General features: G+C 42.8%; 16 protein-coding genes. 10 read left to right on the top strand and 6 right to left on the bottom strand.

Features of this window, described 5'->3' with window-relative positions; genetic code table 11:
- Positions 1-56 precede the first annotated feature (56 nt).
- The 7 genes from JKG64_RS19995 (at position 57) to JKG64_RS19970 (ending at position 6,463) form a co-directional block, all read left to right on the top strand.
- On the top strand, positions 57-1,829 hold the full coding sequence (locus tag JKG64_RS19995; RefSeq protein WP_210356042.1) for a DUF4091 domain-containing protein: 1,773 nt from the start codon (positions 57-59) through the stop codon (positions 1,827-1,829).
- A 92-nt stretch (positions 1,830-1,921) separates the two neighbouring features.
- Complete coding sequence (locus JKG64_RS23350; protein ID WP_380892540.1) at positions 1,922-2,248, top strand: DUF6660 family protein; 327 nt, start codon at positions 1,922-1,924, stop codon at positions 2,246-2,248.
- A gap of 160 nt (positions 2,249-2,408) precedes the next feature.
- A complete protein-coding gene (locus tag JKG64_RS19990) occupies positions 2,409-3,179 on the top strand; it encodes a phosphatase PAP2 family protein (protein WP_210356041.1) in 771 nt (256 codons plus the stop codon).
- Positions 3,180-3,251: 72 nt separating this feature from the next.
- Positions 3,252-4,109, top strand: coding sequence for a hypothetical protein (locus JKG64_RS19985; protein WP_210356040.1), 858 nt, complete (start codon positions 3,252-3,254; stop codon positions 4,107-4,109).
- A 67-nt stretch (positions 4,110-4,176) separates the two neighbouring features.
- Positions 4,177-5,181, top strand: coding sequence for a toxin-antitoxin system YwqK family antitoxin (locus JKG64_RS19980; RefSeq protein ID WP_210356039.1), 1,005 nt, complete (start codon positions 4,177-4,179; stop codon positions 5,179-5,181).
- A 162-nt stretch (positions 5,182-5,343) separates the two neighbouring features.
- Positions 5,344-5,931, top strand: a complete 588-nt coding sequence (locus JKG64_RS19975) for a hypothetical protein (protein ID WP_210356038.1) — start codon at positions 5,344-5,346, stop codon at positions 5,929-5,931.
- A gap of 136 nt (positions 5,932-6,067) precedes the next feature.
- Positions 6,068-6,463, top strand: a complete 396-nt coding sequence (locus JKG64_RS19970; RefSeq protein WP_210356037.1) for a hypothetical protein — start codon at positions 6,068-6,070, stop codon at positions 6,461-6,463.
- A 157-nt stretch (positions 6,464-6,620) separates the two neighbouring features.
- On the opposite strand, the gene JKG64_RS19965 is transcribed toward JKG64_RS19970, so the two are convergent.
- From JKG64_RS19965 to JKG64_RS19950, 4 genes are all read right to left on the bottom strand, one after another.
- Positions 6,621-7,259, bottom strand: coding sequence for a tetratricopeptide repeat protein (locus JKG64_RS19965; protein WP_210356036.1), 639 nt, complete (start codon positions 7,257-7,259; stop codon positions 6,621-6,623).
- Between the two features lie 261 nt (positions 7,260-7,520).
- Positions 7,521-8,525, bottom strand: coding sequence for a hypothetical protein (locus tag JKG64_RS19960; protein ID WP_210356035.1), 1,005 nt, complete (start codon positions 8,523-8,525; stop codon positions 7,521-7,523).
- 335 nt (positions 8,526-8,860) lie between these two features.
- Entirely contained in the window at positions 8,861-10,036 is a 1,176-nt protein-coding gene (locus JKG64_RS19955) for an acyltransferase family protein (RefSeq protein ID WP_210356034.1), read from the bottom strand.
- Positions 10,037-10,198: 162 nt separating this feature from the next.
- Complete coding sequence (locus JKG64_RS19950; protein WP_210356033.1) at positions 10,199-13,402, bottom strand: TonB-dependent receptor; 3,204 nt, start codon at positions 13,400-13,402, stop codon at positions 10,199-10,201.
- Between the two features lie 120 nt (positions 13,403-13,522).
- Between JKG64_RS19950 and JKG64_RS23345 the strand changes: the two genes are divergently transcribed.
- Complete coding sequence (locus tag JKG64_RS23345; protein WP_380892547.1) at positions 13,523-13,666, top strand: hypothetical protein; 144 nt, start codon at positions 13,523-13,525, stop codon at positions 13,664-13,666.
- Between the two features lie 168 nt (positions 13,667-13,834).
- Here the strand turns inward: JKG64_RS23345 and JKG64_RS19945 are convergent, their stop codons facing one another.
- Together JKG64_RS19945 and JKG64_RS19940 are read right to left on the bottom strand one after the other, a co-directional pair.
- Complete coding sequence (locus JKG64_RS19945; protein ID WP_210356032.1) at positions 13,835-15,853, bottom strand: BCCT family transporter; 2,019 nt, start codon at positions 15,851-15,853, stop codon at positions 13,835-13,837.
- 263 nt (positions 15,854-16,116) lie between these two features.
- Positions 16,117-16,782, bottom strand: a complete 666-nt coding sequence (locus JKG64_RS19940) for a hypothetical protein (RefSeq protein ID WP_210356031.1) — start codon at positions 16,780-16,782, stop codon at positions 16,117-16,119.
- A 508-nt stretch (positions 16,783-17,290) separates the two neighbouring features.
- Between JKG64_RS19940 and JKG64_RS19935 the strand changes: the two genes are divergently transcribed.
- Positions 17,291-17,857 carry an RNA polymerase sigma factor gene (locus JKG64_RS19935; RefSeq protein WP_210356030.1) on the top strand — a complete coding sequence of 189 codons (567 nt, stop codon included), beginning with the start codon at positions 17,291-17,293 and terminating at the stop codon, positions 17,855-17,857.
- 117 nt (positions 17,858-17,974) lie between these two features.
- Positions 17,975-19,021, top strand: coding sequence for a FecR family protein (locus tag JKG64_RS23270; RefSeq protein ID WP_210356029.1), 1,047 nt, complete (start codon positions 17,975-17,977; stop codon positions 19,019-19,021).
- Positions 19,022-19,107 lie beyond the last annotated feature (86 nt).

Genomic DNA, 19,107 nt, shown 5'->3' with positions numbered 1-19,107 from the left:
CGAATGAATATAGTTTGGATATTCCATATGACAGATAAAAGACAAATTATATACATATGAAAAGACGAAATTTAATATGGGGTATAGGAGTAATCTGTTTTTCAGTATGGGCTTGTGGACCGTCTTCAAAGCAAAAAGAAGCACCAATAAAGAGCACATTTGAAGAGCTTGCTGATCCACAGGCCGCACAGCATGTACAGAGCTGGGATAATGGTGATGATAGGCTTAAGGTTTCCTTTGTGACAATTGATCAGCGATTTGCCAAATCTTCCCAGCCCGATATAAAGATCCAGAATAAGGAAACATTGACGGGTTGGAGAGGAGAAATACTATCGGCGCAGGTATTATTATGGTCCAATGCCAAACATGACGATATAATGGTGACGCTAAGTGATTTTGTGGGAGATGGAGGGACCATAACTAAGCAAAACGCACAGGCCCGTTTTGTACGTTATGTGATGACTGATGAGTTTGGAAAAGGTTGTGGAGAGCGAAAGCCAGAGGATTATCCGGCTAGTTTATCTCCCGATATCTTGGACAATATTAATCAAATGAATTTACCTGGAAAGACTGTTCGTCCAGTATGGATTACACTGCATATTCCTCGAGATGCAAAACCGGGTAAATATACAGGTAAGATCATTGTGGAGGGGCAGTCTCTAGGAGCACAGGAATTATCACTGGATATTGATGTGATTAATCAAGAATTGCCGCCCGCTTCATCCTGGACCTTTCACTTAGACCAGTGGCAACATCCTTCAGCGGTGGCGCGTTGGAATAAGGTCCCTTTATGGAGCGAGGAGCATTTTAATGCCTTGCGTCCTCAGATGGAGCTGTTAGCCAGTGCAGGACAAAAGGTCATTACTGCGACCTTAAATAAGGATCCTTGGAATGTACAGACTCAGGATCCTTACGCTGATATGATTCTTTGGACCAAGGAAAAGGACGGAAGTTGGACCTATGATTATTCAGTTTTTGATAAATGGGTCTCTTTTATGATGGATTTAGGGATCAAAAAATCCATCAACTGCTATTCGATCGTACCATGGAACAATGAAATCCACTATAAGGATGCTGCTACGGCAGAGGTTGTTAATGTAGTCGCTCAACCTGGGACTGATACTTTTATAGCTATTTGGGAACCCTTTTTAAAAGATTTCTCTAAACATTTAAAAGAGAAAGGTTGGTTGGGTATCACCAATATTGCACTGGACGAACGTAATAGTGAGGAGATGGCAGCTGCATTTTCGCTGATCGAAGGTGTGGCTCCTGGATTGGGGGTTGCTTATGCCGATAATAAACAGACCTTTAAGCGCTATCCAACCAGTCAGGATATATCCAGTGCTGTACAGCACCCATTGGACTCTATAGATATTGCTACACGTAAGGCAAAGGGGCTGAATACTACATTTTATATTTACTGTAACAATAGTTTTCCGAATCAGTTTACCTTTTCTGCGCCTGCCGAGTCGACTTATTTAGGTTGGTACACATTGGCTACTGGATATGATGGTGTATTGCGGTGGGCGTACAATTCATGGGTAGAAAATCCGTTATTAGACTCCCGTTTCAGGACATGGCCTGCTGGAGATACTTTTGTGGTATATCCAGATGCACGTAGCTCTGTTCGTTTTGAGCGTATGCGAGAGGGGATCCAGGACTATGAGAAAGTACAAATCGTGAAGAAGCAACTGACGGATAAAAAAGATGAAAAATCACTAGCACAATTAAATAGTATGATTGCGAAATTTCGCAGCCATATGCCATCCGCTACATGGAATGAGGATCTAAACGTGGCAAAAAGCCTTTTAAATCAGCTGTCCCGATAGGAAGGTCGATCAGAATAGATTAAAAAAAGAATCCTATTATAAAAAAAACCGGTCACTAATTGTGATCGGTTTTTTTTATATTTGTTTTCATAATGAGGCTTTTATCCGCGATACTGTTGGTTTTTATGATGGGACTTTTGATGGTTCCCTGTTCTGATTTGACCAATAGCTGTGATAATTCCCAACAGATTAAAACCGAAAGCTCCCATAGTCATAGTCAAGATCAGGACGACACGTGCTCACCCTTTTGCCTATGTTCTTGCTGTGGGATTACGATGACTGCCTTTCATTTCCATTCCCTTGATTTGGCAGCCCCTATCCATTTTTTCTTAATCAAACATCAGGCACCCTCGGATTTTGACTTTATTTCGCAGGGTAGTGCTAGTGTCTGGCAACCCCCAAAACCTATTACAGCTTAGTTTTTCGTAGACTTTTCGATGTCTACATCCCATTTTCTATTCCCTGTCCGTTATTCAGACGAGGCATTTGCCTATAGTTTGTTTCACAGCAGTGAGGGAATAGCGTACGCCACAACATAGGCTTCTGGCCTTCCTATTTAATATTAAATAAACTATAGCTATGATATTGAGAGTACTTTTTTTCGTTTATATAATCGGGAATTATAATTTCTCCTTTGGGCTTGACAGCCTTAGCCGTGAATCTTTAAGGGATTCCAGTACCGTTGACGCTGATATTTATAAACTAAGTCCCAAGAAGCTCATTCTTCCATCCGGACTGATCGCCGCAGGTGCGGTTAGCTTTGCCGTCCCCGCCATGAAAAAGTGGGATCTAGGGATTAGACAAGAGGTGGCCGAGCATAATCTAAGTCGAACCGTTTTGGATGACTACACACAGTATGTTCCGGGCGTAATGGTTTATGGGTTGAATCTTTTTGGTGTAAAAGGTCGGCATGATTTAGGTGCTCGGACTATCATTTATGCCTCTTCGCAGCTGATTGCCGCCGCCATCGTGACCCCTGCCAAAAGTTGGATCGGAGAAGAACGTCCTGACGGATCGAACCGTAAATCTTTTCCTTCAGGCCATGCTGCGACAGCATTCTCCAATGCCCATTTTATGTATAGAGAATACCGGCATAGTAATACCTTATTAAGCCTAGCGGGTTACCCATTTGCTGTCTTTACTGGTGTATACAGGGTGGTGAATAATAAACATTGGATGACAGATATCGTTGCCGGGGCGGGCGTAGGAATCCTTTCGACGGAGCTGGCGTATTGGATTTATCCTAAAGTCAGTACACTTTTTCATAAAAAGAAGGGGAATAGACAAAGCATGCTAATGCCTTACTATCAGTCACAAAAAGTAGGCTTATCTTATCAGATGATCTTTTAGCCCGGATAATCGGCATCAAGTTTGTTATCAATTTTCGATTTTATTTACTTTTGCCCGCAAATATTAACTTTCATGACTAAAAAATACATTCCCTCAGGGGCTTTCTCCTTTACAGGAGTATTGAAAACCGTTCTTTTTGGAATATTAGGCTGCATCCTTTTGCCTCTTCTATATGTCCTCGTCAACCATTGGATTCCCAATATCTGGTTTGCAGCGATATCAGCCGTTATGTTCGGTTTAGGGCTAGGCTTTTTTATTGACCTGGGCATTGGTTTGGGAAAAATCAGGAATATCAAAGTCGCAGCTGTTATTGGAGTATTCTACGGGTTGCTTGCGTATTATATGCAATGGATATTTTTTGATGAGTTTATGTACAATACCAATGGCTTTTCTCTAAATCGTGATCAGGAAGGGTTTACGTCACTCTTTGACAATATATTCTTTTTGTTTACCCATCCTCAGGCCTTGGTAGAAGAGATTGTCGCTTTGAATGAAGTGGGGACATTCCGCGTAGAGGGTAGTTCAACGGTAAGCGGTGCTGTCCTATGGGCATTGTGGTTTGGTGAGTTCGCTGTGATTTTGATCAGTGTTGTATTAGCTGTGATGTTTGGCAAGGCATCCGAGCCTTTTTCAGAACAGAACGATGCCTGGATGGTCAGACGTAAACCGTTTGCGAAGATTCCTTACATCGAAAGCAAGGATGAGTTGATTGAGGCATTGGATTCAGGTGATTTGAGCCTATTAAAGCAACCGATGGAAAGTATCGATTCGACTAATTTCGCTGAAGTCATTGTTTTCGAATCCAATGGTGATCCGGTGAAATACATCACAGTAGTGAACACGTCTGTCGTTCGCCAAAAGCTAGGCAAGGATAATATTAGAAAAGATGTCTTGATCAAGTATTATCCCATCACCGATCCCAGTTTTTAGTCCTTTTGTTAACAGGGTAGGAACAATAAGAAGTGAATATAAGGTGTTATAAATAGTACAAAATTCGATGAAAAAGCTGGTCATACTGACGTCTATACTTTTGATACACGTATTTGTTTTCGGACAAAAGAAGCACGAAATCTTTTATCCTAGTGGTAAGCTAAAGGTGAGTGGGCAGTTTGATGCTAAAGGTCTGGAAAGTGGACAGTGGAAGTCTTACTTTGAAAACGGAAAATTAGAATCAGTAGGACAATTTGATGGTGAAGGAAATAGGACCGGCGAATGGAAGACGTATCATGAGAATGAGCAACTACGGGAGACCGTGTACTATGAAAACGGAAATAGAACCGGAGTCTCTAAAAGTTATCAATCAAACGGAAAACTTGGTGAAGAAGGCACTTATAAGAATGACAAAGCCACTGGCGAATGGAACACTTATCACCTCAATGGCAAGTTATGGGAAGTGTGGAGCTATGAGGAAGGAGAGCCAAAGGGGGAATTTAGAGAATATAATGATAAAGGCCAATTAAAAAGGATTGGTAATCGTGCTGGCTATGTCGAAGATGGCGAATGGAAGTATTATTTTGATAACGGGCAACTTGAAAAAGTTGGTCGCTACGAGAGTGGCAAGCAGACCGGTGAGTGGAAAAATTACCATTGGAATGGACAATTATCTGATAGTGCTTATTATGAGGGAGGTAAGAAAATAGGCGAATGGAAAATGTTTGGCGATAAGGGCGATTTACGTCAAAGCCTGATTTATGATAAGGCTGGGGAAATAAGTTCGGCGAAGTTTTATCACGAGAATGGTCAATTAAGTAAAACTGGTCGCTACAAGGATGGTGACCCTTCGGGCGAATGGAAGCATTATGACAACTCAGGGATGTTGACTCAGGTTTTGTTATACAGCAAAGACGAGGACGGAAATACGGGCGTTGATCTGCAAGAATATTATGAGAATGGACAGGTGAGTCAGTCAGGGAGCTATAGAAACGGTAGACAGTGGGGCGAATGGAAGTTTTATGACGAAGGAGGGACTTTGATAAAGACTGAGCACCATCCAGTACAATAGGGCGCTCTGATTTAAAATCCGAACGCTTTTATACGCGATGCCTGCGAATTGTAAATCATCATGTCGTTTTCCGCATAACTGTGATTAATATCTGTAGCTTTGGATAGTTCAAAGAATATGGTAACAAACTAAATGAGCATAATTAATCAGAAAATGAAAAAGATGAAAACTACAATTTTGGCAGCTTTAGCAGGTGTGTTCTTAATGACTTCTTGTGGGGATGGAGGTGTTTATCCACAAAACGAAGGTGGTGGTAAAGCTGTAAAACAGCTAATCGATAAACATTTTGATGCGGATAAACAGGTTCAGGAACTGGTCATCAAAGCAAAGGATGAGCTTTATGGCGAGCTTGGTACTATCACTGCGGTATATTGGGATGGAGATAAGCAGATGGAAGATGTGTTCAGTGCTACTGATGGAATGAAAGAACCCGCTGAAACTTTTGGTTCGAAGCAGAAAATGAAGCACCTTGCCAAGACAAAAACGGTCGCAGTTAAGGAGTTTGATGTAGATCCGATACCCTATAAAATCGGCGAAGCAGTAGAGCTGATCCCAGAGGAGTACGAAAATTATGCGCTGGCAGAGTATGGATTCACTGTGGAGGATAATGGAAAGATAAAACAGCGTTTTACGATAAATACAACCAAGAAAGGAGAAGGAAAGACGCAAACTGGTCGGATGGTAAGTCAGAATTATTACCCTTTTAGTTTCAAGATAGATGAATCAGGTAAAGTCGTTGCTATCGACTAGTTAGCGATTTTCAGGATAGAAAGCGCTCAATTTTTGGGAGCTTTATGGTTATTAACAAAAGCGGATGCTCATAGCATCCGCTTTTGTTCTCAAAGGGCATAATATTTGCTCACCCTATTTTTTTAAATATTTTGATATGAAGAATTTTATTTTACTTTTTGCGTTACTGTGCACCGCTTTTGTGTCCCGTGCGGATCAGCTTCAGGCATTGACACAGCAACAGGCAGAGGCTGCTGTCGCCTATCTCAAAAAAGAACCTATTGTCATTTTATGGTGTAGCTGCTGCGATGATGATCTCCCTCAAAAGGTCACAGTAAACGAAGTGTTTTACAAAAAAGATGACGAAGGAAAATATTACTCTGTTATATTAAAAGGTCGGGATGAAAGTGGTCAGGAAGTTGAACAATATTTGGACCTTGCCTATGTATTTGTGAAGAAAGGCAAAAAGGCAAAATGTTTAGGTAAGGTATTGAAATTTGAATGCGACCCCTGCACAACACCGTTTGACTGGTCGATTCAATACGAAGGCTAACGTGCTTATACGATAGGACTTTATGGGGATTTCGGTTCGTTCTCTTCCGATTTAGTCCTTATAATTTATTAAGGCGCTGCTCTAATTGGCAGCGCCTTCTTTTTTCTGATAGCACTAATATTGTTTTCTTACTATTAGGCTGTATGGTGATTTCTTATTAATATGCTCCCTCCAATGCCTCGTAATCGGCGGTTCGTCCCTGCTCTTTGTACAGTTCCAGGAGTTTGTTGTACGAGTTGATTCCTCCAGATCTGTGATCGTACACACCCGATTTCCAATATTTTTCCGCATTTTCCATATCACCTAGTTCGTAGTAAGCCGTACCCAATATCGTTTTGACGTATACACTGTTCTTATTTTTTAGCAGTACTTGTACTGCCTGGTCGTATTGTCCCAATTTTACGTAGGCACTTCCCAGGGTATAGACTTGCGTCGTATCTCCGGCATCTACAATAGGTTTCAGGTAGGTAATCACCTCTTCGTAATTCTCGTCCCTTAGACTAAAATTGGCAAGGATTCCTGCCGCCTCTTTATCCCCTTTATCGACAGCCATTTTATAGTATTCTTTAGCCTTTTCAGGCTTATGGGTGTTGGCGTATAGTAGCGCGAGCTTGCTGATTGCTTCAATGTTTCCCTCGTCGATAGCTTCTTGATAGAGCTTGATCGCTTCTTCGGTTTTTCCCTCCCAGTCGAGACGTTCCGCTCGGTCTACATTAGAGCTATTACATGCCGTAAATGTCAGCATCATTGCTGCCAAAATCATACTGGATATCCCTGAAAATAGATTCTTGTTCATTGTTGAAAATGATTTGTTATATAAACCTACATAAATTCGCTTTTACACAATGCAATTGCGTCGAAATATGAAAGCGAATTTTGTAGTTCTCTTTGTCCATTTGGATGTTTTTATTGAGGAAATATAACGATACTGTTGCTGTTTTATAGCTGTTTATGATCTCAGACTTGATTAGTCTTCTTTATATATTCCTATAGGGGGGATTACTATTGTTGTCCCGATTTGATTTTATTAGGCGGTCAACAGCTGACCAAAAAATTGTTAATTAACCTCATTTTCCGTTGTTGTTTTTGTAGTTTCTCTTGTTTCAGAATTCGTTTCTTCGTCGGATGTGTCTTCTTCAGACTGCTCATTATAGGGATTCTCTCTTATATTCTTTTCTATTTCTTGTACCTGTTCCGGAGTGTATTGGTCATATAGTACAAAGCGTTTTTCTTTAGGACTATAGAAAATGGCTTTGTACTCGGTTGCGTTTTTTATGAAAATACCATCATTGGGAGCCTGCGTTTTATCCAGATTTCCATAATATTCATTGATATAGATTAGTTGTCCTTTTTTGAAGCTTTTGATTGTGGGTGCTGTACCCCAATTCCCGGAATAGACGATATCACAACCATTGGAAGCATTTTTATGAAGAATATAAACCTGGCTGTTTTCTGCGGAATAATCCTCTAGCACAATAGCCACACCCGGAGTCTTACTGCCTACAAAATCACCGAAAGCGATAACATCTTTTACTCTGTCAGGAATACTGGTAAATCTCCAGGTTTTATTACTGTGAAATTGGTTTTTGGAGAATAGATCGACAATACAGGATTGAAACCGGGAAGGGATATCATTATAGTCATCTGATGGAAAGACTTCGTAATAGTTCAGGTTATCAAAACTATAGTATGATAATGCACTTGACGGAATGTATTGGTGGATTTTTTCTTCTGCAAATATATCATCCCTGCCCTCCCAGTTTTTGATTTTATAAAAATATCCTACACCTTCGAGATTATGCCATTTTTCCAGGTCAATATCTACTATTGTGTTGGCAGGGATTAGCTTATACTTTGTAAAGCCATTATTTTCTCTAACATTTATATCATACGTATATAGTTGTATTGGAGATTTGATGGTTACTTGTACCGTTGTCTCATCATTAATTTCTTTATATCTTTTGTAGGCATAATTTCCTGCAAAGACAAGTAGTCCCAGAATAACCAATACAATGATTATTATCTTTCTTTTTGATTTTTTGGTCTTTTGTTCGAATTCCATTTTATGTTTTTTTTCGTTTATGAAAGGCTTGCCACGCCTTGCGCGATAACACTCAAACCTACATAAATTCGTCTTTGCACGCAATGTAATTGCATCGAAATACAAAATCGAATTTTGTAGCTCTTCTCATCCATTTAAAACGTTTTGATAGAGGTAACATACCTATTGCCCAAATGTAAAATAGACAAAACTATATATGAGCTTTAATTTTAAATTCGTGAAATATCAATAACAATCCGTCTCCATAGGACAAATTACATAATCTCGAGGCGATAACGGAGAGGGGATAACAGTAAAAGGCCCAGAAGTGAAACTGGGCCTTTTGTGTCAGGATACTAGACCTTGAGGAATATTTTCTTTTTATACAAGAAATATAAAAATAGCCAGCACACCGTAAAGTAACCGATGCTGCTGAGTAGGTTGCCATATGCTTCTGGCAGATGTGTGACGATCCCTCCTAAAAAGTAATTGGATATCTTGGAAAATCCGACGATTTCCTGCGCTAGATAAATGCTGATGGAATTGAGCCCTACGACACTAAAAAACAGAGCATACTTGTTATATCCTTTGACATCCATGATGTAGTAGAACAGGGAGAATAGGATTAGGGATATGCCCGATACCACACAGACAAAGGAGCTGGTCCATAGTTTTTTGTTGATGGGAAACTGGAGGCTCCAGATATAACCGATCAGGATCAATAAAACGGCAGCAACGAGCATGTAGTTTATTTTTTTTGTATCGGTGTATTTTTCTGATGGTAGCTGGATCCACTGCCCGGTAAACATACCAAACATGGCCATGGCTATGGCGGGGATGGTACTCAATAGTCCCTCCGGATCAAAGGAGCCATAAATGAGTTTGCCCGGGAGCAGTAAGCGGTCTACGGTGCCGACTAGATTGTCCTCAAAGGAGTAGGGATCGGAAGAATTGGGGATGAGCCACAGGGCTAACCAGTATCCGACCAGAAGAAATAGAGCGATGAGGGCGTTGGTCTTGGTGCCAAAACGCACGAATAATAATGCGGAAAACATCCAAGCTAGCCCTATGCGGCCCAATACGCTGGCGTAGCGCAGGTTTTCGAAGTCGAGTCGGAAGAATCCATTGTACACGATGCCCAAGAGCACTAGGGTGATGCCCCGTTTGATGATTTTTTTATAGATTTCGCTGTCGCTCCTGCCGACACGCCGTTGGGCATCCAGGGAAAAGGGAAATGATATCCCCGCTATGAATAGGAAGAGCGGAAATATGGTGTCGTGGTGGGTCAGACCGTGCCACTCAACGTGGTGCATCTGGCTACCTAGCCACTGCATGACCGTTGAGTTGGGAAATAACTCGGTAAAGGCGACTATTATTCCCGCTAGGCCCATGATAAAAAACATGTCAAATCCCCGGAGTGCGTCTAACGATGTAAGGCGTTTGCTTTTTTGAGGTGTCGGTTCCATAATGGTGGTACTATTCTTTGTTGTATATATAGTGGTTATAGGTCTCTGTGCTGATACATAGCACAAGTCGGTTATCGATATACTAATCTAGCGTTTTTTTTGTAGAATAGTATTGTTCAGAAAATTTTCTGGTGGCATGAAAAAATGATGGGCTGTGATGATAAAATCCCACTCGCCGATTATATAATCAGGGAGTGGGATTTTTGTTTGAAGCGGACTGCTCCTTATTTAAAAAGCGTATCGTAGTCCCAGCTGTATCTGGTAAGGACTGCCGGTGTAACCTTTGGCTCCGACTGAATTGACGCTATAGACAAACTCTTGTTTGGCAGCATCAAAGGAGTTGACTTTATATAGGGTCTGGTTGCCCAAAGAGTGGTTTACTCCCCATTCTTTGTTCAACAGATTGCCAAAATTGAAGATCTCCGCAGAAACCTCTATACCATGTGTCTTGTAAAATTTGAAGTTGCGGGCGATACGGATATCGACAGTCCCGAAGAAGCTGTTCTCTCCGGCGTTGCGCTCTGCAATGCGGCCTCTATATTTTGTCAGTACATCTTTTAGACTTTGGCTGGCCTCAGGATTGTCTAGAATTCCGTTAAATCCTTTGATAATGCCTTCCGGCAGTGCTGTATTGGTCCAGTCAAAGATATATGCCAAATCATTGTCAGGAGTTACAAAATCACCATTAGTATTGGCGCCCGAGCGGATGGTATAGCGTGTGCCTCCAAGGCCTGTGTAGCGTACACCGACAGCTACACCATAGAATGTGGGTAGTGTACCGTAGGCTACCACTTTGTGACGAAACTGATTGTCCGAATAGGTGATCATGCTGAGGTCGCGCGGATCATCGACCACAGGCTGTACGAGGGTCGCCGTATTGGCGACATTACCATTGAAAGAGGTATTATCCTTAGTGTCGTTCCAGGTGTAGCTAGCGGTGATGGTACCGTCCTTGAAATAGTTGTAAGTCGCATCGAGTACAACTGCGTATTGGTTGATCTTGCCTATGCTGGTAAGCTCCAGTACGCGGCCTAGTTTATCCGATTTGCGGCCATCTTTCCAGTCAGGTTGTCCGGTCTTGCTATCGATGCGGTCAGCAGGCACGAATACCCCGCGGTTGGCTTCGTTGGCAAGACGAAAGTACGGTTGGTCGACCATGTTGCGTTCGATATAGGTGTAGTTGTTGCGGCCCAGTGTCATATAGCCAGTGATACCGACTTTAAGCCTGTCGGTGATGAACTTACTGTAGTTGATATTGGCTTTGTAAACGGTAGGTACTTTGACATCGTCGCCGGTGTAGTTGATGGTCGGCAGCTGATGCTGTGCGAGAGACGGGATGCTGTTCTTGTCCTTACGGTAGTTGATGAAATCGGGCGTAGGTACATCGTTGCCACGTACGTCGACGGTAGCTAGATTTGAACCATCGAATGTCAGGTTGTTGATGATGACATAGTTATTGAGGTCTGAAGCAAAGATACCTGCACCTAGGCGAAGAAAGTCCGTCTGATTTTCATTGATATCCCAGGAGAACTGCAATCGAGGCTGTACGATAAAGGAACTGATCTTATTGTCGGTACGTATGCCCAGCTCGTCGTATACCAGCTGATTGAAGGTGGCTTTGGGATAGGATGCGTAGTCTAGGCGTACACCTGCTGTCATCTCCAGACCGGCCATCAGATTCTTTTTCATCTGACCATAAAGACCAATGTTGGCGATGGTACCTTTTACGGAGATATCATCCTTGAGGGGTACCTCACGGTAGTAACGGTAAGGTCTTAGGTTTTCAAAGTTGTCCAAGGCCGGGATTTCAGCTGCGGTAGCCGTCTTGGCGGTAGTGGTGTAGTGAAAGCGGCCATTGACCTCCGATCCATAGATTGAGCTGGAGCGTGTGGCCATAAGATCTGCTCCGAAGGTGTATTTGGCAAAATCAGTATCGTAGTAAAGGTTGTTGGATACCTGAAATACGTGATTGCGGAAGCTTTCTTGTGCAAAGCGGTGTCCGCCCAGCTGTATGTTGGTGGCGAGTGACTTGCCGTTTATATCCGATGATACGTTTTCTACAATAGCACGGGGAATATAATTTTTGCCGATGAGGTCACTCTGTGTGCTGTTCTGATATACGTAGAGGTATTGCGCCTTGAGCTCGTTGGTGATGCGTGGAGAGATAGAGGTACGCAATGTCGCCAATAGGCTGTTGTCAAAGTTTTTGTCATTCCCCCAGGATTCCAGAATATTGATATTGGTATTGTCTCCCAGTCCCATAGGGTTGTAATCGTATGTGAGGTTGTTGCGGATGGTCAATAGGTTCTTCTCATTGAGCTGGTAATCCAGGCGTAGGAATACTGCATCCGAAGTTCTCTTTTTGGCAATAGCACCGGTCTGCGGCTGATCGGATACGCCGTATTTATTGCGGGCAATACCCATGTAGCGGTCTAGTGTAGTGGCACTGATTTTATAGAGCTCTTCGTTGGAGGTAGAGCGTACATCGGCAATCAGTAGGGAGCGGTTGTCCTGTTGCCTGTCCCACACGACAAAATAGTGCAGCTTGTCCTTGATGATAGGGCCACCCAGCGAGAAACCGAACTGGTAGGTAGAATAGTCGCCAATGCGTTTATTGCCACGGATATCGTAATTGCTGGTGAGCCAGTCCGCACGCCCGAACCCGAAAACCGACCCCGTGACAGTATTGGTACCTGCTTTGGTGGCTGCGGATATGGTACCGCCACCACTGCGGCCAAAGGTGACATCGTACTGGTTGGTCACGACCTTAAATTCGCGTACCGCTTCCATAGAGATAGAATACGGAGCGCCGCTACGGCTAGTGGTCGCTCCGGCAGATGTAGGGTTCTTGGCATTCATGCCATCAATGGTAAAATTAGTCGAAGAGCCTAGCTGTCCGGAGATACTTCCGCCTCGAGCCAAAGGGGATAGATCCGTGAGCGAAGTGAAATTACGCCCGTTGACGGGTAATGAACGTATATCTTTGGAGGAAAACGCGGTGGCGGCTCCCAGATAATCTTTAGTATTCTGTAAGGCATTGGCCCGTACTTCTACCGCATCCAAGAGTCGGGAGCTTGATATAAGAGCGATATTGACCAAGGCGACATCACCCTGGTTGAGCTGTACACCTGCAGCCGATCCTTCGCCCTTTTCCAGAGACTGTACGGTTACAGTGTATGGACCGCCCAGCGGAAGTTGCTTCAGGTCGTACATCCCGCGTTCGTTGGTGAGGGTGCTGGTGGTGAATCCCGTGGACACATTTCGTATGCGTACGGTAGCATTGCTCACGGTATTGCCCTGCTCGTCGGTGACACGCCCGTTGATAGAGGCCTGTGTGCCCTGGGCTTGGGCCTGCTGATGCAACAAGAGGATCAAGGTGGAGAAAAGTAGGCACAGTAGCGGCCTGAATGTGCGAAGTGGAGCTATAGACATAGTGTGAGTTTGTGTTTGTAACAAATCTATAGGGTCTGTGTTAAGATAGTGCTGTGCTTTGAATAATAGATTGTTATGGTTTGGTTAAATACGGGTTAATTGCTCACCTCCAATCCTGCAATGCCACATCTTTGTTTGCTCATATTAATGCTACAATTTATAATCGAAATGCTTGTTGTACGACATTATGCTCTTGCTGTAATATTCATTACACCACTGACTTTCTTTTTGGCGGAGATCGGATCCGCTTTTAGCGTAGACTAAGACTTATTGATTGCTGCCCGGCGTCTGGATATCGTTATCGGTAGTCTGATCGGCGCTTTTGGAGGATGGACACTTCATAATAAACAGCTGCAGTGTATAGCGATGGTACACATGGCGCATCGTCGTTGGAGAAGAGGGGAGTTCCCTCTTCTCTTCGTGTTTTGGCCACTATTTCATGCGGCGATTTGCATTAATGCTGATAAACATTTCGTTGCGCTGTTCGACAATGATTTCAATAAAGCGCTCGTAGTGTTTGAGAACATCCGATATCAGCTCATTTTTGGTGAATAGCTGTACGTCATATCCTTCGCGGGCATCGCCAAAATAGGATTTCGGGAAATGGTTCTCCTCTTCGCGTATATCCGGCAGATTGTCCTCAGTTAGCAGATAGTCCGACACCTCACGGGCGCTGTTTTCTACACCATAGATAAAGTTGTTGACAATGTCGTGGTGGATTTCAATCTCTATCCGTGTGGGATTTTCGTAGGTGTTGATCTTGGCCTCGATACCGTTGGACTGAAACTCGGCCTGCAACTCGTCGAAGGCCGCGCGTACAGTCGTCTGTATAAACTTATCCACGGTTTTGCTATCCTTAAAGGATACAATCTGTTTTAGGCGTTCTTTCCAGGATTCTCCAGACCAGGGAACGGTGGAAGCCGAAAAGTCCTTTTCGTAGTAGCTTCTGTCGATGGCCAGGGCCTTGACCAGGCTGACAATAAATAAAAGTACAATAATAGAAAAGGGTAAGGCCGTGATCAGGGTCATACTCTGTAGGGCCTGTAAACCGCCAGCATTGAGTAGTAATAGCGCTAGTGTAGCCAACAGTACTCCCCAGAATATAATCTGCCATTTGGGCGATATCTTGGCATTCTTGGTAGCGATTCCATTCATCACAAAGATGCCAGAATCGGCAGAGGTGACAAAAAATATCACGATGATCAGAATGGTGGCAAAATTAAACAAGGTGGACAGAGGCAGGTATTCGAAAAAACGGAACATGAGCGCATCGGGGTCTGTAGCCAGTTTACTCAATGCCCCATCGGCAATGTTAAGGTCGATCCACATAGCGCTGTTGCCAAAGACCGACATCCATATAAAATTGAACAGCGTCGGTAGGATGAGGACTGCGGCTATAAATTCGCGGATGGTACGTCCTTTCGATATCTTGGCTATGAATAGCCCCACATAAGGCGACCAGGAGATCCACCAGGCCCAGTATAGGATAGTCCAGTTGTAGAACCAAGGTAGGGTATCTTCCTCATACACGTGAGTGCCGAAGGTGAGGTTGAAGAAATTGTTGAAGTAATTGCCCAGCCCTTCGGTAAAGCTCCCGATAAGATAGACCGTCGGTCCGAGAGCCAGTACAGCCAGAAGGAGTACGATAACACTGGCTACATTGACATTGCTGAGTATACGCACGCCCTTGTCTACGCCAGATACTGCGGAGAATATGGATAAAGATACCAGTACAGCAACGATAATGACCTGGTAGGTAAAGCTGCTCTCTGGAATGATATGAAGCGTCTCTAATCCTGAGGTAATCTGTACAACACCAAAACCGAGCGTAGTAGTGATCCCAAAGAAAGTACTGCATAGTGCGAATACATCAATAGCATTGCCCCAGCGACCACTGATTTTGTCTTTTAAGAGGGGATAGAAGCCACTGCGCAGAGATAGCGGCAATCGGTAGCGGTGTGCAAAGTAAGCTAAGGATAGGCCGACCATTCCATATATAGCCCAGGCATGTATACCCCAGTGGAAAAAGGTGTACAGCTGTGCGTTCTTGGCGCGATTGATCAGCGTATTGCCGTCGAATACCGGGTCTGAGTAATGTTGCATCGGCTCGGCGACACTAAAATACATGAGGCCGATCCCCATACCTGCGGCAAAGAGCATCGATACCCAGGAGAAAAACGAATATTGGGGCTTGCTATCGTTGCTGCCAAGTTTGATATCCCCGTATTTGCTAAACATAAGGTAGACGAGGAAGATGACAAAGATGGTCACGGCCCAGACGTATACCCAGTTGAGGTTGATAAAGATAAAGGATTTGACGGTATTCAGTAGATCTTCGGTCAGTAGAGGGAAGGTAGCGGATAGTAGACAGATACCAAGGATAAAAATCAGGGCGGGTAGCGTAACGCCTTTACTGAGGGTGGTTCTTATTTTTGGAAATTTGATCATCATGTGTATTGAAACAAAAACAGCGAATGAGCTGGTTTGTTTCAGAAGGAGGCTTTTTTCTTTCGAAATAGGGGTGAAATAACTTCCTGCTCCGGGATTTTCAAGTGTAGACGACCAATGTGCGCTTTGAATTATATAGTGGGACTACCGCGCTATGAAAATGGAAATTATGAAATGGCGCACAGCGGACAAAGGTAACAAAATATTTTTAACCCCTTTTTTGTTCTCTTTTAAAGGTGCTATGGATGCTTGACGCTCTTCTCGTTTTATTCGCTTTTTAGTTCGCTGAGCCGCTCTGTTGCCTGTTCCTTTCCTGAATGCTTAGCAATAGCTGCTGCAATGGTATTATCGATCAGATTGTTAAAGTCCAGCTGTGAAAAAGGCTGTAATTTATTGAAATGGGCATCGATTCGGTGTGTGATATCCTGCTGTACACTATCAAGATCACGGACAGAAGCAATGATAATCAGTTTTTCAGAAGTGTCCAGATCACATAGGAAGCTGTCGATATGGTATTTGCCCGATCCGCTAGTCAGGATGAGGATATCGGCTTCTGTGGCACCTGCAATGGCACTTTGGGTAACGACAAAAGATAGGCGTGGGTTCGCAACGATATAGGAAGCCAGTTTCTCAATGTCATAAGGATGAAGCTGCCAACCAAAACATTTGTATACTTCTTTTTGGGGAAAAGAGCGAAGCGGACTGGATTTCGCTTTTTTCCTGTCTGAAGGATTCATATGCCGATAGGCATATTTGTCTCTATAATCGTGTAGGTCGGGATAATATTTTCCTGGTATTCTTTCAAAATCTATCATGGCCGGAGCATCTGATAGGGTACTCTTTGGCATGTCGTCTTTGCGCACACCTTGTTTTAGGAGCTTCTTTTCAATATTGTTTAGCCAAGAAGTGAATCTCATGGTCCAGTTTTTCATATACGGTTTTTTGTCTTAGAGGTCTTGTATACAGGGTCTAAGCTCTTGCGAATATAATAAGTATTTTTTTACATTTCAATAATTTTTGCACAACAGGTACAAGTTCGTATTGTAAAGTGATTTTTGTGGCGAACGGTCTACTTTAGATGGAATGAAGGGAACTCCTGAAGACAAAGATGTTGATTGAAAATTTTAAATTCATCTTATATCTGTATAGTACTAATGATATTTAACAGTCTTCAGCTATGAAGTATACCTAATGAAAGGGCAAAAAAACGAACGTGAGGGCGAAAAGCAAATATGAAAGATAAGATTTTGCTTATAGCGCTATTTTATGCGGTTAGTACATTGGCTATTTATAGAATTGTATAAAATACTTATCTTGCCGTTGATTTATAGACCGTTCAACAGAAAGTAAACTTGAAGTTCATCTTCAGTTAATATACAATTAATACGATTTATCAAACTTTGCTAGAGCTTTTAAGCGATTAAAACAGGAAAGTTAACTATGTCTTGGGTTAAATTTATAGAGGGAGATACAGCTGCATTTGAGCAGATCTACAACGAGTTTGTTGATGATCTGTATATATATGGTACCCACTATCATACAGACCACGCGACAGTTATCGATTCTATCCATGATTTATTCGGAGATCTTTTCGGAAATCCTAAAATAGCCAAGGACGTCAATGTCAAGTACTATCTGTTTGCATCACTGCGCCGACGTCTTCACCGTAATAAGGTTGCACAGGACAAATTTAGCAATGTGCAGCTGCAGGAAGTCCTGAACTGGTCCGAGGACAATAGTTTTGAGCAGGAGGAGATGAAAGAAGCGCAGATCGGTCTGTTGCGTGAAAAATTTGACAAACTGCCTAGCCGACAAAAGGAGGTCCTTTTCTTAAAATACTACATGAACTTTAGGTACGAGGATATCGCTGAGATGATGTCGATCAATATAGAGACCTGTAGAACCCTATCTTTCCGAGGCTTGAAACAGCTTCGCCTAGAGTTGAATTCGCCCGAAGCACTTTCTATTATTTTTTTTGCTTTTTATCTGAATATACCTGCTTCTTAAGGTTATCGGAACCTGTTCTGCCCTTTTTTAGGAATATTTAGCGAAATCGTAATTTTTTTCATAATTCATAGTCAATAAAACGACAGTTGCTGCTCTATATAAGTAAAGGCACTTGTTGTGGACAGAAGAAAAGAAAATTATAAGAGGATTTTTAATATTGGACCGGATGCTCGATTGGATGCCGAAGCCAAGTCGGATCTATATCGGTCTATCCTGCGGCAATACCGTAGAAGGCGCTCTAGGCGCATGTTTGGGTACGCAACAGGTATCGCAGCTACATTCACACTGTTTTTTTTACTGTATACAAACTATATCGCCAAAATACCTGTCGAACCGTTCGATATTGTTCAGACCGCGCGATATAATCAAGATGCTGTTCATGTGGGAGGAGAACTATTGTTGGTATCTTCTGTAGGTACATCAGATAATACGATGATTAATGCACTGAAAGTCGATAGTAGTAATCATATACTTAAGCTTGATGAGCATATGACGAATACGGACCGAAAGGAAAAGTATGCTACAGTATATGTCCCTTATGGCAAGCGGCAGGCTTTTGTACTGCCGGACAAGTCTACGGCCTGGCTCAACGCAGGTTCTTACCTGACATTTAGAAAGGATATGAGCCAAGGTCTACGCGAAGTATATCTGAATGGGGAGGGATATTTCGACATTACGCATACCGGCCAACCCTTTGTCGTACGTACTGCCGAGACCGACATTAATGTGTTGGGGACAACTTTCAATGTTAATTCTTACGAAGAGGACAGTAATACCATCATTGAACTACTCACAGGTGGCGTATCGCTGCAAAGTACCAAAGGTCTTTTTGAAGGAATCCAGATGAAACCGGGAGAACGGGTTAGTTTCGATAGCAAGAACAAGAAAATAAGTATCAACCGTAATGCCAATGGAGATGATGTCCTCTGGACCAAACGCCAATTGGTGTTGCGGCAGTTGAGCATAGATGATCTGGCACGAAAACTAGAACGCATCTATAATGTAAAGATACATTTGGATAGCGAGCTACGGACACTACCAGTTGCCTATTCTGGTAGGCTCAACATTGATGTGGATATCGTCTCGTCACTGAGAAGTCTCTATGAATTGAATGATTATGAAATCACACAAATAGAAAAGGAGGTCCGGATCAGAAGAAAATAAATCAAGAAAAGAAGAATGGTATAAAAGAGGATAAAGAGGAGTTGCACCTCCCCTTTATCAATTGATAAATAAATCGTTTGCACAAT

The sequence above is a fragment of the Sphingobacterium tabacisoli genome (assembly GCF_017908035.1).
Taxonomy (GTDB): Bacteria; Bacteroidota; Bacteroidia; order Sphingobacteriales; family Sphingobacteriaceae; genus Sphingobacterium; species Sphingobacterium tabacisoli.
The sequence above is the reverse complement of the archived record's forward strand: the minus strand, read 5'-3'. Positions and strand labels throughout refer to the sequence as shown.

What these genes read in the sequence shown, in the direction of transcription:
- JKG64_RS19990 (WP_210356041.1), top strand. Translation starts at nt 2,409, where the DNA reads ATGATATTGAGAGTACTTTTTTTCGTTTATATAATCGGGAATTATAAT.
- JKG64_RS19965 (WP_210356036.1), bottom strand. Translation starts at nt 7,259, where the DNA reads ATGAACAAGAATCTATTTTCAGGGATATCCAGTATGATTTTGGCAGCA.
- JKG64_RS19940 (WP_210356031.1), bottom strand. Translation starts at nt 16,782, where the DNA reads ATGAAAAACTGGACCATGAGATTCACTTCTTGGCTAAACAATATTGAA.
- JKG64_RS19970 (WP_210356037.1), top strand. Translation starts at nt 6,068, where the DNA reads ATGAAGAATTTTATTTTACTTTTTGCGTTACTGTGCACCGCTTTTGTG.
- JKG64_RS19980 (WP_210356039.1), top strand. Translation starts at nt 4,177, where the DNA reads ATGAAAAAGCTGGTCATACTGACGTCTATACTTTTGATACACGTATTT.
- JKG64_RS19975 (WP_210356038.1), top strand. Translation starts at nt 5,344, where the DNA reads ATGAAAACTACAATTTTGGCAGCTTTAGCAGGTGTGTTCTTAATGACT.
- JKG64_RS19945 (WP_210356032.1), bottom strand. Translation starts at nt 15,853, where the DNA reads ATGATGATCAAATTTCCAAAAATAAGAACCACCCTCAGTAAAGGCGTT.
- JKG64_RS19985 (WP_210356040.1), top strand. Translation starts at nt 3,252, where the DNA reads ATGACTAAAAAATACATTCCCTCAGGGGCTTTCTCCTTTACAGGAGTA.
- JKG64_RS19960 (WP_210356035.1), bottom strand. Translation starts at nt 8,525, where the DNA reads ATGGAATTCGAACAAAAGACCAAAAAATCAAAAAGAAAGATAATAATC.
- JKG64_RS23345 (WP_380892547.1), top strand. Translation starts at nt 13,523, where the DNA reads ATGCCACATCTTTGTTTGCTCATATTAATGCTACAATTTATAATCGAA.
- JKG64_RS23350 (WP_380892540.1), top strand. Translation starts at nt 1,922, where the DNA reads ATGAGGCTTTTATCCGCGATACTGTTGGTTTTTATGATGGGACTTTTG.
- JKG64_RS19935 (WP_210356030.1), top strand. Translation starts at nt 17,291, where the DNA reads ATGTCTTGGGTTAAATTTATAGAGGGAGATACAGCTGCATTTGAGCAG.
- JKG64_RS19950 (WP_210356033.1), bottom strand. Translation starts at nt 13,402, where the DNA reads ATGTCTATAGCTCCACTTCGCACATTCAGGCCGCTACTGTGCCTACTT.
- JKG64_RS19995 (WP_210356042.1), top strand. Translation starts at nt 57, where the DNA reads ATGAAAAGACGAAATTTAATATGGGGTATAGGAGTAATCTGTTTTTCA.